At 65.3% G+C, this 12,703-nt stretch carries 12 protein-coding genes; 9 read left to right on the forward strand and 3 right to left on the reverse strand.

The window, feature by feature from the left end; genetic code table 11:
- Positions 1 to 10: 10 nt before the first annotated feature.
- Positions 11 to 442: a CBS domain-containing protein gene (locus B9C43_RS39360; RefSeq protein ID WP_033392739.1), complete on the forward strand. Its 432-nt coding sequence runs from the start codon at positions 11 to 13 to the stop codon at positions 440 to 442.
- Here B9C43_RS39360 and B9C43_RS39365 read toward each other — a convergent pair.
- Together B9C43_RS39365 and B9C43_RS39370 are read right to left on the reverse strand one after the other, a co-directional pair.
- Positions 439 to 1,224, reverse strand: coding sequence for an arylamine N-acetyltransferase family protein (locus B9C43_RS39365; RefSeq protein ID WP_200825902.1), 786 nt, complete (start codon positions 1,222 to 1,224; stop codon positions 439 to 441). The genes B9C43_RS39360 and B9C43_RS39365 overlap by 4 nt on opposite strands.
- Positions 1,221 to 2,774, reverse strand: coding sequence for a mucoidy inhibitor MuiA family protein (locus B9C43_RS39370; protein ID WP_084432379.1), 1,554 nt, complete (start codon positions 2,772 to 2,774; stop codon positions 1,221 to 1,223). Before B9C43_RS39370 ends, B9C43_RS39365 begins: the two co-directional genes overlap by 4 nt.
- Before the next feature lie 243 nt (positions 2,775 to 3,017).
- Here B9C43_RS39370 and B9C43_RS39375 point away from each other — a divergent pair, with 243 nt between their 5' ends.
- The 6 genes from B9C43_RS39375 (at position 3,018) to B9C43_RS56015 (ending at position 10,593) form a co-directional block, all read left to right on the forward strand.
- Positions 3,018 to 5,126 (forward strand): AbfB domain-containing protein, encoded by a 2,109-nt coding sequence (locus B9C43_RS39375; RefSeq protein ID WP_084432382.1) that lies wholly within the window; start codon positions 3,018 to 3,020, stop codon positions 5,124 to 5,126.
- 61 nt (positions 5,127 to 5,187) lie between these two features.
- On the forward strand, positions 5,188 to 8,838 hold the full coding sequence (locus B9C43_RS57030) for a hypothetical protein (protein WP_160097014.1): 3,651 nt from the start codon (positions 5,188 to 5,190) through the stop codon (positions 8,836 to 8,838).
- A complete protein-coding gene (locus B9C43_RS39385; protein WP_084432387.1) occupies positions 8,838 to 9,155 on the forward strand; it encodes a hypothetical protein in 318 nt (105 codons plus the stop codon). The genes B9C43_RS57030 and B9C43_RS39385 overlap by 1 nt, the downstream gene beginning before the upstream one ends.
- A 92-nt stretch (positions 9,156 to 9,247) precedes the next feature.
- Positions 9,248 to 9,751 (forward strand): TrmH family RNA methyltransferase, encoded by a 504-nt coding sequence (locus B9C43_RS39390; RefSeq protein WP_235039106.1) that lies wholly within the window; start codon positions 9,248 to 9,250, stop codon positions 9,749 to 9,751.
- A gap of 14 nt (positions 9,752 to 9,765) precedes the next feature.
- Positions 9,766 to 10,131, forward strand: coding sequence for a hypothetical protein (locus B9C43_RS39395; RefSeq protein ID WP_084432393.1), 366 nt, complete (start codon positions 9,766 to 9,768; stop codon positions 10,129 to 10,131).
- A 60-nt stretch (positions 10,132 to 10,191) separates the two neighbouring features.
- Positions 10,192 to 10,593 carry a hypothetical protein gene (locus tag B9C43_RS56015; protein ID WP_143446910.1) on the forward strand — a complete coding sequence of 134 codons (402 nt, stop codon included), beginning with the start codon at positions 10,192 to 10,194 and terminating at the stop codon, positions 10,591 to 10,593.
- A 137-nt stretch (positions 10,594 to 10,730) separates the two neighbouring features.
- Here the strand turns inward: B9C43_RS56015 and B9C43_RS39400 are convergent, their stop codons facing one another.
- Positions 10,731 to 11,456 (reverse strand): lysophospholipid acyltransferase family protein, encoded by a 726-nt coding sequence (locus B9C43_RS39400; protein WP_235039107.1) that lies wholly within the window; start codon positions 11,454 to 11,456, stop codon positions 10,731 to 10,733.
- Between the two features lie 393 nt (positions 11,457 to 11,849).
- Between B9C43_RS39400 and B9C43_RS60275 the strand changes: the two genes are divergently transcribed.
- A complete protein-coding gene (locus B9C43_RS60275) occupies positions 11,850 to 12,077 on the forward strand; it encodes a ribonuclease domain-containing protein (RefSeq protein ID WP_084432395.1) in 228 nt (75 codons plus the stop codon).
- Positions 12,043 to 12,570, forward strand: coding sequence for a hypothetical protein (locus tag B9C43_RS39410; RefSeq protein WP_200825919.1), 528 nt, complete (start codon positions 12,043 to 12,045; stop codon positions 12,568 to 12,570). Before B9C43_RS60275 ends, B9C43_RS39410 begins: the two co-directional genes overlap by 35 nt.
- Positions 12,571 to 12,703: the final 133 nt, after the last annotated feature.

The raw sequence follows: 12,703 nt of genomic DNA on the forward strand, positions 1-12,703 counted from the left end.
GAGGCACCTGATGCGGATCGCGGACCTGTTGCGCAGCAAGGGTTCTACCGTGGCGACGGCCGAGCCGGGCACGCCGGTCAGAGAGCTTCTCGCCGCACTCGCCGAGCACAACATCGGCGCGATGGTCGTTCTCGCCGCTGACGAAAGCGTGGCAGGCATCGTCTCGGAACGCGACGTGGTGCGCCGGTTGAACGATCACGGCGCCGCGCTGCTCGAAGCACCGGTCGCCGACATCATGAGCACCGAGGTGTTCACGTGCGGGCCCGACGACTCGGTCGACAGCCTCAGTGTGCTGATGACCGAGCGGCGGATCCGGCACGTGCCCGTGGTGCGGGATGGCCGGCTGGTGGGCATCGTCAGCATCGGTGACGTGGTCAAGAGCCGGATCAAGAAGCTGGAGGAAGACCAGCAGCAGCTCGAGGCCTACATCACCCAGGGCTAGATCCGGTCCCGCAACTGGTCACGTTCGGTGTCGGTCAGCTCGATGCCGAACGTGCCAGGCAGGACGTCCATGACCTCGTCCGTGGTGAGGGTGCGCTTCTCGATCTCGCCGCTCGGCCGTGCCTTGACCAGCTCGTTCCCGACCAGTGCCTGCCGGAACTCCGGGCCGGTCCGCTGGACGACCAACCGCCCGACGAAGTGGGACGTCGGCGCCGTCGCGGTGTAGATGTTGCCCACCTCGTAGTCAACGGGGTACTGCCGTTCAGTGGTGAAGCCGTAGTAGTCCACCCATTTGCCGTCGGTCAACGACTGCAGCACCCACTGCTCCTCGACGCGTGTCAGACGGTACGTCCACGCACCCTGCTGCATCGTGCCTTCCTCGAACGGCATGGGCTCGAGCAATCCGCCGCCACCCCAGCCGACGTCGGTCAGCCACTGCCTGCCGTCGACTTCGGCCACCGCCATCATGTGCGTCCGTGGCCTGGGCGGTCCGCCACCGATACGCGGCCGGGCAAGCAGTCGCTGGACCGGAATGCCCAGCCGGTCCAACGCGGCTGCGTAGAGCAGGTTGTGCTCGAAGCAGTAGCCGCCGCGGTCACGGTCGACCATCTTGGCTTGCAGGCTCGGGATGTCCAGCTTGGGGATGTCACCGAGCACGACTTCGATGTTCTCGAACGGGATGCTGGCCACGTGCCCGGCGTGCACGGACTTCAGCGTCGGCTCGGTCACGCCGATCCGCCGCAGATACGCGTCCAGGTCGAGCTCCTCGGCGCCCCATGTCATTCCCGCCACCCCTGTAGTTCCACGCCGCGCGCCACGTCCACCCGGAAGCCGACGCGGATTTCCCCGGACTTGCCGGGATCCAGCGCCAGCCGCCATGTCAGCTCACCGAGATCGGTGCGCTGCTGGGGTTCGGGCTTGCAGCTGATGTCCTTGACCACGATCCCGTCGTCCCGCGACACCGGGATTTGGTCAAGAACAGTGACTTTTGTCGGACGCTTGCTGTAATTGCCGACGGTGATCAGGTATTCCGCCTCCCGGCGCTTCGTGCCACCGATCACAGCCTTGCCCGCGGTGCGCTTGACCAGTTCGCGCTCGACCCGGATCCGGTCGTCGATGCCCAGGTTCAGCTCGGCTTCCTCGCCGGGTGCCCACGTGTCGAGGGTGGTCGTGCCCACGAACTCGGTGTCGTGGAAGACCGAAGCCTTACCTGGCCGGAGGGTGTGCTCCGAGTTGTTCACGGCGGTGGCTCGAAGGTAGGCGTCGAGGCTTTGTACTGGTGCGGTGACGTGGTCGACCGTGGCGGAGAGGTCGATGACCGCGACCGTCGTCCGATGGGACGTCCCGTCCGACGGGACGGCCACTTGCCTGGCTGGACGGTAGATCGTCGCCGCTTCGCCGTGCTCTGCCTGCATCGCCGAGTATCCGACTGGCGCCGCGGCGTCGGCCATGCCCTGTGCGCCGTAGACCGCCTGCTCGGCGGCCATCATCCTCGGCGCGGGCAGCTGCGGTGCCGGTGGCTGCTGCCGGTCCAGGTACCACGGGTCAAGCTCGGGGATCTTCGCCGAGATCGCCGGCCGCGCGGTGGACAGCGCGAGCTCGCACTCCGGCCAGTCCTCGCCGGTGAACTGGGTGATTTCCGCGTGCCACGTGAGCGTCAAGGCTTCGTTGTCGAGCCGGATGTCGTAGCCGGACGTCCACGAGGCCTCGTTGACCACATAGGACAGTTCGATCTCGACGGTCGCGCTGGCCTTCGTCTCCAGGTCGATCAGTACGGCCTGCCGGTCGGGAGTCTGTTGTGCCTGCAGCGTGGCGAGTTCACGGGTGACTGCCTCGAACTCCTCCTGGACCCTCCGCTGGTGCTCGGCGAGTTCTCGTTTGCGGCCAAGGACTTGAGCGAGCTGGGTGCCGATGGCGTCGGTCAGATCGGCGATGCGGTCCGGCTGGATCTCGTCCTTGGCCAAGGCTTTCGCGAACGTGCCGCCGGCCCGTTGGCCCAGTTTGGACAGTAGCGCGACGCGGCTGTCCTCGACCATGGCGTTGTCGGCCAGTTCTTGCAGCCCGCCGGTCAGCTCGACCAGTTTCCGTTCCAGTTCAACGACTTTGGCGTCGGCCGACCGAGGTTCGTGGCGCATCGCGACTTCGACGCTCAGCACCGTTGCCTGACCGCGGCCGCTGACCCGGACGGAGTCCCGGAGCAGGCCGAGTGGCAACCCGCCTACTTCGACTCGCTGCTGTCCTTGGTCAAGCGCCACTGATGTCCGCCGTGTCACCCGTGCCTGCCCCGGGTACACGGTCACGGCCACGATCGGTGCTTCCACGGTGCTGGTCACATCGCGAGGCTACCGCTTGCGCGCGCCAGGTCCGGTGGATACGTTGTTACGCGCGTGCCGGAGGTGGGCCGGCCATTAACTGGGGGCGATTCTGTGAACGATTTCTCGCGATTTCGGCTGCGGTGTATCCGGCGCAGGGCCATTCGGGGGTAATCGCCTGCTCGCTTTGGGCGCGAGTAGTTCGTTGGGTCCTTTCGCTGGGTGAAGTCTGTCTTTTTCGAACGTACAAGGGTGGGAAAAAGCATGCGAAGATCGCTTGTCTACAGTAGACGGCTCGGCTACGGCGTCGCGTCCGTCGCGATGGTCACCAGCCTGCTCGCGCCTGCGGCGGCCTATGCCGCACCTGCGACGCCGCCGGCGATTCCGCAGGTAGCGGCCGATGCGGCGGCGACCGCGGTGCCGGAGTCCACTGAGGTGGAGAAGGTCCGTGCGGTGCGGGCGATCGAGGTCGGTGAGGCGACCGACGAGTGGCTGATGTTGTCGGACAAGAACTTCGTGTTCCGCGTCTACGACAAGATCAATCCAGGTAAATACCCGCTGACCAGGGCGGAGGCCTACCGGGTTTACCGGATCGTCGTAGGAACGCCGGACGCGCCCGATGCGACCGCGTTCATCCGGACCGGTATTCACGATTTCGTCGACCGCGACCACATCGAATACGCCAACCGGGTGGAAGAAGCCCGCCAGGCCAGGGAAGCCAGGCAGAAAGCGGCTGCCTTCGCGGAGATCCCGGCGGATGCGGCGATGCTGGACGGCAACGACCAGAACTTCGTCTACCAGGTGTGGCGTCGCTCGACTGGGCCGAAGGTCAAAGAGGGCGCCATGAACGCCTGGGGTGGTGACGCGGTGGCGTGGAAGACGTTCATCACTACCACGATCTACACCCTGCACCTCGCCGATCAGCGGGATGCGATTGAGAAGGCCAAGCAGGAGAGCGAGGAGGCCGCGCGGATCTTGGCTGCCAAGCAGGCCAAGAAGAACGCTGCGGCGGTGCTGGGGATCATCGCGCCTGAAGGCTGGCTGACTTTGTCGGATGACAATTTCATCCGGCAGTTGCTGACCACGGCGGAGTTGGCTGATCCTCGGCACGTTGAGGTGAAGAACGCTGCGGATGCCGCGTTGCGCAGCAGTAATCCGGCGGACTGGAAGGCGTTCATCGACACGGGGTTGAAGGCCGCTGATCAGCGGGATGCTGCGCGGGAGAAGGCTATCCGGGAGGAAGCCGACCGGCAGAAGGTTCGTGAGATCAAGGCCAAGGCTGAGGCGGGCCGGGTGCGGCCGCGTCTGGTCGCTGAGGCGAATGCCGCGCTGGCGGGGACTCCGGCTGACGTGACCAAGTTCTTGTCGGAGACGCAGTACGCGGTGTTGAACCAGTCGCTGATGACCACGACGCCGGGCGTCACGGGCTGGTACGTGCACACCGGCGGTGGCGACGCTTGGATCACGCCGGGAACACCCGGCAACGCGGGCGAGACACCTCTTGGCGACGCCACCTGGAAGGTCGTCACCGGTCTCGCCGACGCGAACTGCTACTCGTTCGAGTCCACCGCGCACGTCGGCAGCTACCTGCGTGTCCAGGACTACCGCGTCAAGCTGCACGCCAGCGACGGCAGCGCCGCGTTCAGCACGGCCGCGACCTGGTGCCCGAAGGCGGGCTTGAGCGGGACGGGTGTTTCCTTGGAGTCCAAGGCGCTGCCCGGCCGGTTCCTGCGGCACTACGGCGCCCAGCTGTGGGCGGGTGCCAAGAGCGGCGACACCACGGGTGACCTGAACCCGCACGTGTTCGAGGTCGACGCGACCTGGAACATCGTCGACCCCAACCCGAACGTCACCACTCCGATCATGCTGCGCTGGCACAACGACGACGCGCTGCGCGCCAAGATCGGTAACCCGAAGGCCGCCGAGGTCCACGAGAACGGCGTCCGGTTGCGGGACTTCGAGCGGGGCAGGTTGTACTGGACCCAGGGCACCCAGCCGCGGATGCTGGCCGGCCCGATCATCGCCACGTTCGACGCGTTGGGCCGGTTCACGATCAACGGCACACCCGCCAGGCTGGAGATCGACCAGACGACGGCACCGGACGGCGTCGGCCAGTACGTGCACTACAACCCCGAGCGGATGCTGTCGATCTACTGGTCGCCCACGACCGGCTCGCACTGGGTGCTCGGCGCCATCCGGGACAAGTGGGCGAGCCTTGGCTGGGAGAAGTCGGCACTGGGCTATCCCACGAGCGACGAATACGACATCCCAGGCGGGCGTCGCAGCGATTTCCAGAACGGCTACTCCATCTCCTGGAACGCCACGACCGGCGAGACCACAGTCTTCCGCCGGGTGGTCGTCCCGATCAACTGATTGCAATTCCGCACCGGCCCGGTACCTAGTGCCGGGCCGGTCTCACGCGTGGGAGTCCTTTGTGAAGTTACGCAGCGCTGTGGTGGCGTTCGCGGTGCTCGCCGGTGTGGTCAACCCGGCGGCTGCGGCACCCGAACAGCTGAGAACTGTTGCGATGGCTCAAGATTCCGAGCCGCCGAGACCAATGCCGCCTGATCCGTACAAGGAGTGGGACGGTAAGGCGGGTGTTGCGGATACTGGTGATCCTCGGTTGCGGCAGTTGGTGGCTGACAATGCCGAGTTGGCGGAGGATGTTGAGGTTCGGGATGCTGCGAAGGCCGCGTTGGATGGTGGTCGTGCGGCGATCATGGCGTTCCTCAACACCGGTCTGAAAGAGGCGCAGAAGCGGGCTGCGGAGCGTAAGGCGCGGGTCGCGGCGGAGAACCGGGCGGCGATTGAGCCGTTGCGTGGCACCGGAGGCGCATACCTTCGGGCCGAAGTGGACCGTGTGCTGGCGGGCACTGACTTGGACCGTGTGCAGTTCCTGGCATACGGCCGTTCCATTGCCGAGCAGCGGGATGCTGCGGCGGCGCAGAGTGTGCAGCAGCGGGCGTCGGAGAACCGTGCTCGGGTGCAGATGCTGGTGGGGGTGGGTGGTCCGGAGGTCAAGAGGGCCGCGCAGACCGCGCTGGATGGCGGGGACGCGGCGGTTGAGCAGTTCCTGGCTTCTGGGTATGTGGAGGCGGCCAAGCGGGACGCCGATGCCCGGGAGAAGTTCCTGGCCGATGAGGAAGCTCGGATTAAGGCCGCGGAGGCGTTGTCGGAGTTGGCGAAGAAGTCCGCTCGTGCCAACGAGGCGCGTCGGGTGTTGTTGGTGCAGCACGGTAACGGTATTCGGGCGTTGCAGCGTTCGTCGAATGCGTTGATTCTGGCGGGGAATGAGGCGCGGCGGGCGGAGCAGATCCTGGCTGCGAACACCGCCGGTGGCCAGCACCCGGTCGATGCGTTCGACGGGGTGAAAGCCGAGGTCGCCCGCCAGTGGGGTAATGCACGCGCTGCGGTGGATGAGGCGCAGCGGGCGGCGGTGCAGGCGCAGGTGCAGGCGGAGATCCTGGTGGAGACCGGGTTGCCGTATGGCGCGCAGTGGGCACAAATGGCGTTCGGGATGTCCCAGGCGGCGCGGGCGGCGGTCTCGGCGGTGGAGACGGCGTCGCATTCGATTGATGCGGCGGCGTTTACTGATCAGGCGCGGAATGCTCAGGAGCGGGCGGAGCGGCACGCTGAGCAGGCCAAGAAGTGGCGGGAGACCGCTGAGGCGCATGCGCGGGCGGCGGCGGATTTGGCTGAGGCGGCTCGGGTGCAGATGGAGGCCGCGCGGGACGCGGCAGCCCGGACCAAGGCCGCCCGTCAGGCGGCGGAGGTCGCGGAGGCGCAGGCCTGGGCGGCGGCGGAGCGGACCCGTCAGCAGCGGATCATCGCTGAGCGGGAGGCGGCGACCGCGGCGGCGCAGCGGGCGATTGCTGAGCGGGAGCGGGCCAACGCCGCGGCGGCGCGGGGTCGTGCCGAGCAGCAGGCCGCGGTGGCGCGGGCGATGCGCGGCGAAGCCGAGGCTCAAGCTGGGATCGCGGCCGCGGCGCGTGGGCGTGCTGAGGCGGCGGATGGTGCTGCGGCACAAGCGGAAACCAACGCGCGTGCTGAGGAAAGCAGTGCGGTGGCGAGCCGTGATGCGGCGTACAAGGCGGAGCGCGAGCAGCGTGCGGCGGAGGCGCGTGCGGCGGCGATGGATGCAATGGCCGCGGCTGCACGCGGTGGTCCTCACGCTGAGGCGGCCCAACTTGAGGCCAACAATGCGCGCGGCGAGGCCATGACCGCTGCGGGGGCGGCTGGTGCGGCTCGTAACGCAGCGAACGCGGCGACGGGTGCGGCGGCTGGTGCTCGTGGTGCGGCTACCGAGGCGACGCGTGCTGCGGCTCGTGCTCGCGCGGCCGCGCAGGCTGCGGCAGCTGCGGCTGCTCGGGCGAACGCGGCTGCCAACCGTGCGGAAGCGGAAGCCGCGGCGACGCATGCTGCTGCGCTGCGGGCGAATTCGGCGGCGTCGGATGCGACGTTCCAGGAGGCCAAGGCAGCTGAGGCGGCGCAGAATGCGGTGAACTTGGCCAACCAGGCGGCGTCGGAGGCGATGCAGTCGCAGATGTCGGCTGAGCGCACCAAGGCCGAGGCCGATGCGGCCGCGCATGAGGCGGTGTCCGCTGCGACGCAGGCGAGTCTGGCGTTGCAGGCGGCGTCGGCGGCGAAGTCGTCCTCGCAGGCGATCACCCAACCGGCGAACACGGCGATTGCTGTGGTGGCGCCGTTCACCGGCCAGGACATCGACGCGGATTTCGTGGTCCGGGTGGCCGAGCAGGCTCGCGCAGTCGGCGCCGAGCAGGCCGCAGCAGCCGAACGCCGTGCCGCGGAAGCACTAGAGGCCGCACGACTGGCGCAGGAGGCAGCTGATCGGGCCGCGGCGGAGGTCAAGCCAGCCTATGACGCGGCGGCTGCGGCGGCGAAGTCGTCTGCGGCGGCAGCACGGTCCGCGGCGGACGCGCAGAAATACGCCGCCGAGGCGGCCGTAGATGGTGCCGCGGCACGTGCAGCAGCGGCACGTGCCAACCAAGCCGACGCCCAAGCCCGCGAAGACGCCCGCAAAGCACGGGCAGCGGCCAATGCAGCAGCCAACGACGCAGCCATCGCCGGACGCGCCGCATCGGCCGCGGAAGCCGATGCCGCCGCGGCACGTTCGGCCGCCAGCAGGGCCGAGGCTGACGCCGCAGCCGCCCGAGGAGCCGCGGACCGTGCTGAAGCCGACGCCACCGCGGCAGCGGCTGCGGCCGACAGCGCACAGCAACACGCCAACGGTGCGGCGGAAGCGGCCAAGAACGCTTACGCCGCAGCGGTTGAGGCAGGCAAGGCCGCCGACCGGGCCGAAGATGCCGCGCGCAAGGCCGAAGCGGAACGTCGTAAGCAGCAAGCCGAGAACGGCGACGGCGATCCAGGGCTGTCCGCCGAGGACGAAGCCCGGTTCCTCGCGGACTTGTCGCAGGAAGCGATCGACGAGTACCGGCAGGCCGCCGACATGGCCAAGAAGGGACTCATCGGCTTCATCATCGAGAACGGCGGGCAGATCCTGCTCGACGAGATCGGCTACACCGACGCCAAGAAGTGCTTCGGTGAAGGCGATGTGGCCGCCTGCCTGTGGACAGTGATCAACGTCGGTTCACTGCTGACGCTGATCGCGAAGCTGCCCGCGGTGAGCAAGGCGATCGCCAGGATCGCGGCCGGGCTGGTCCGGTTCCTCGAAGGTTCGGCGGCCGGCACGAAACTGCTCAACACGATCAGGAGCATCGCGGACAAGTACCGCAAACTCCCGCCGTGTGTCGGTGGCAAGGCATCCCGGGCGTTGACCGACGACCCGGATCCCGAGGACTGTCTCGTCACCCCACTGGGCCTTGGGCACACCGGGAAACACAAGAACCTCACGATCAACGAGAAGATCGCGATGGACGAGGTGATGTACGACCCGAAGGCAGGCGAGGTCCTGCCGATCACCCTGAAAGATCCCAGGTGGCCCGCGAAGGACGGGTGGGTGAAGATGGCGCAGGAGGTCAACGGTGTGCGGATCCACTACCTGTTCAACGAAGTGACCGGGCACTACGACGATTTCAAGGTCAAGGCCGTCGGAGATCCAGACTGATGAGCAAGGAAGAAAACGACAGGGCAGCCGTCGAAGGCATTCGCGGCTCCCGGCTGTCTCAGGAATGGCCGCCTTCGGCGTTGCCCGCGGGAACCCGCGTGCGCGTGGTCCACGACCCGGCCTGGAAAGGCCCATGGGCCCGTGAGTTCTACGGCCACATCGACACAACCGGTGCGCCGGAACCGGTTGTGCACGCCCAGGCCCAACCGGGCGAGCTGCAGTACTGGGTGACCTTCGACGAACTCGAGTACGACGCCGACGGCGACGGCCCGTTCCGCAAAGCCCAAATCTGGGGCAGGTACGTACAACCCGCGTAGCGGTGCAGGATTGCCGGTGGCTTCGGCCACCGGCATACTGTGCGGGTGACTATGGTTAAGGAGCACCCCGCGAACAGCGGATGAGCGCCCCAATGTGGGTGCGAACCCCCACGGAAATAAAGCGCCAGCGCCGCCGAAAAGCGCACGCCTGCTGGGACCACCTGATTATCGCGCCCCTCTGGCCCATGCACGGCGCAAACCTCGGCACATTGCTACGAACCTGCGACGCCGTCGGCGCCTGCCTGGCAGTTCCCCGTTTGCCTTGGGTCCCAACGGCACTGGAAATCGGCAACACTCTGCGCAAGCCGTCCTGCGTGCACTGGGTCAACAATCCGATACGGTGGCTGCAAGCTCAACGTGCCTCGGCGGAAATCGTCGGCGTGGAGCTGACCGACGAATCCGTCCGCCTGGCATTCCTACAACCCGCCCGCCGCCGCACGGTTGCGGTGTTGGGCAACGAACGTACCGGAATTCCGCCCGAGGCAACGGAATTACTGGACCTTGCCGTGGAAATCCCCATGGTCGGCACGGGTATGAGTTTGAACGTTGCCGTCGCCGGATCGCTTGTCGCGTATAAGCTCTCAGGCCTCGTCTGATGTGGAGTGACAGAGTGGAACGAATCGGACCACATGTGCTGCCGTCATTACTGGTCGAGTTGGTCAATGCCGGGCGCTGGCGTACGCCCGACGACGAGGACTTGCTCCATGCGGTGTTCACCGACGAACCTCAGAGCGCCTGGTTCTACGGATTGGCCGACATGACGCGGCAGAACGAGTTCTTCCACCGGATGACGCCCGAGGATGCGTTCAACAACACCGGGATCGGCATCGACCCGAACCACGCGGTACTGATCGGTGACCTAGGCGCGGACATGCCGATAGCCCTGGACTACCGGACGAGTGCCACCTCGCCCCGGGTGCTCTATCTCGCGGAACCCGGATGGATCGAAGTCGCCAAGGACTGGCGAGTTGACTAACTATATCAACGTTTATCGCACGAATTCCGGTTTCGTGCACGGTGCGCCAGGTGGCGCGCCATGATCGACCTTTCGAAGGTGATTGAGAACCTTATTCTGTACCGTTCGATGTGGACATCAGACTCTGTTGGCCGCATTGCGGTTAATCTGGCACGGAGACTGGGTGGATCGATGGATTGGGACGCAGACGCGGGAGAGACGTGGGCAAGTGTAATAATCGACGATCGCAGGGTTGCCATTATTTCGACCGCGCTCCCGCTAGCTTTCTCGGCAGAGGATGTAGACTGGAACCCGGAAGAACGTGCAGAGGTTAAATCGATAATACCTGTCAGTTCATTTGACGCTGCGATTTTTTGCTGTGATACTACGATATTGACCCGCGCGTTTGGAAGCCCGGACAGGCTTGAATTGGTCGATCATGGAAGGTTTTCTGCAGATGATCTGTGGTATGCCACGATCTGAACTGATTCCGGATCGTCAGTTGTAGCAGAGGCGCGTACGACACTGAGGTGGTCTCAACGAATTTCGCGTAGTCCGGCCGTACTTCGAAATACGTGATAGTGAGTGTGGCTTTGACGATGTCGCCGATCTTGGACAGGTTATCGGACGTCGCGAGCAGCGGCCTCTTCCGGAGTGGGCGCGGTACCGCCGAGGTGGGCGGGCAGCCACCATGGATCATCAGCGGCCTGCGGTGTGTCCGGGTAGTCGCGCTGGGCTTGGTCGAGCAGGGCGGTCATCCGGGCGCGCAGGTCTTGGGTGAGGGCGTCTTGGTCGTCCTGCGGCGTTGGGTAGAAGGGTTCGCCTGCGCGGATCAGGATGGGGACGTGGCGCTGGGTGAGGTTCTTGGGGTGGCCTTTGGTCCAGAGGCGTTGGCTGCCCCACACGGTCATCGGGATTACCGGGACGCCTGCTTCCGCGGCCATCCGTACCGCGCCGGTTTTGATGCCCTTCACGGTGAACGACTGACTGATGGTCGCCTCGGGGAACACCCCGACCACCTCACCGGCCCGCAGCGCGGTTACTGCTTGCTGGTACGAGGCTTGGCCTGCGTCCCGGTCGACCGGAATGTGGTGCATGCCACGCATCAGTGGCCCGGCGATGCGGTTGGCGAAGATCTCTTGTTTGGCCATGAACCGGGTCTTGCGATTCACCGGCAGCCCGGCCAGCCCACAGAAGATGAAGTCCAGGTAGCTGACGTGCGTGCACGCGAGCACCGCGCCGCCGCTCGCCGGGATGTGCTCGGCACCCTGCACGTCCAGCTTCAGATCCAGCACGCGGAACAGGGTTTTGCAGGCCAGGATGACCGGCGGGTACACGAGCTCCACGGGAGCCTCATTTCGTCGAGTGTTGTCCGTTTCGTGCGGATACTCCTTCCCATACTCCCAGCCGGGACGCTCAACCGTGGGCCGCTGTGGCGCTCAGCACTCTTAGCCCGTCGTCGCCATGATGCAGTCGACGAAGCGCAAGGTGGCTTCGGCCACCGGCGTTCTATGCGGATGTGGTTCCACACCTGCCGCGAGTTCTCCCCGCCCTCGAGACCGACAACGCCTAGCATTTCGGACGCCGTCCAAGGCAACGGAATTACTGGGCTTGGCTGTCTGATGTGGAGTGGCTTTTGATTTGATCGCGACGCGAGTCCGCCGTGTTGACTTGCGATCAATGATTTGGTTGTCGTGCCGCTCCAATTGGACTGAAAACCGTCATGCCAACCCACTGTAGTGGCACGGCAGGGCGGCAATCGCGAGCGGTCGGGTACTTATAGCGGTCAAGGATTGCCAGCGGAATCACCACGTTACTATGTCGAGACTGACATACTCCCCACGTCACCAGGAGGTAAGCGTCCGGAAAGTGGGCGGTTGGTCTTCGGCGCCAGGGGAGAAGTATGGTATACCGGTCACTACGATGATGGCTTTGTGCAGATTAGAGGGCCGCACTGTGGATGTTAATGAACCGGGAGCGCCGCCGTGGGTGCCGGAAGGAATGTCTCTGAAGCCGTGGATTCAGCTGGCAGACATTTTTCCGTGGCTTCCACTGCGCCCTTATTTTTTGGATGACGAGAAAGAAGCGGAGCTGCTCGCCGGATTGCGTTCGTCTGGCTTTATGATCATTGATGTTCAGTGCAACTTCGAACTCGATGACGCGGAACGAGAGTTTCTGTCGGCGTTGAGTCCGAAATTTGGCTTCGATCATTGTCGGGTGGATGCCTGGTCGGCCTTTTCTGTTCGAATCGACGAGATGCTGAAGGCTGTCGACGAGTCCCCGGTAGCTGTGGTAATCCAAGGTCTGGACGAGTTGGTTCGCCGTGATATGCACACATTTGTGAGATGTGTGTCCAACCTGATATCGACTACCGAGAACTTGGGTTACTTGGATTGGCGTGCCAGTCGTCAGGTCGAATACTTCTTTATTGGCAGGTTTGCGTCCAGTCGTTTGGTCTAGCTTGTGTTATCTCTTGTGTCGGTAATGGGGGCCGTCTCGATTCCGGCGGGAATGATTATCGAAGCGGGCCAGGAGGATAAAATGATCGATCGTTGGCATCCGGCTGCGCCTCCGTGGGCTACTGACGGGCTCG

It is taken from the genome of Kibdelosporangium aridum, from assembly GCF_900176515.1.
Lineage (GTDB): Bacteria > Actinomycetota > Actinomycetes > Mycobacteriales > Pseudonocardiaceae > Kibdelosporangium > Kibdelosporangium aridum.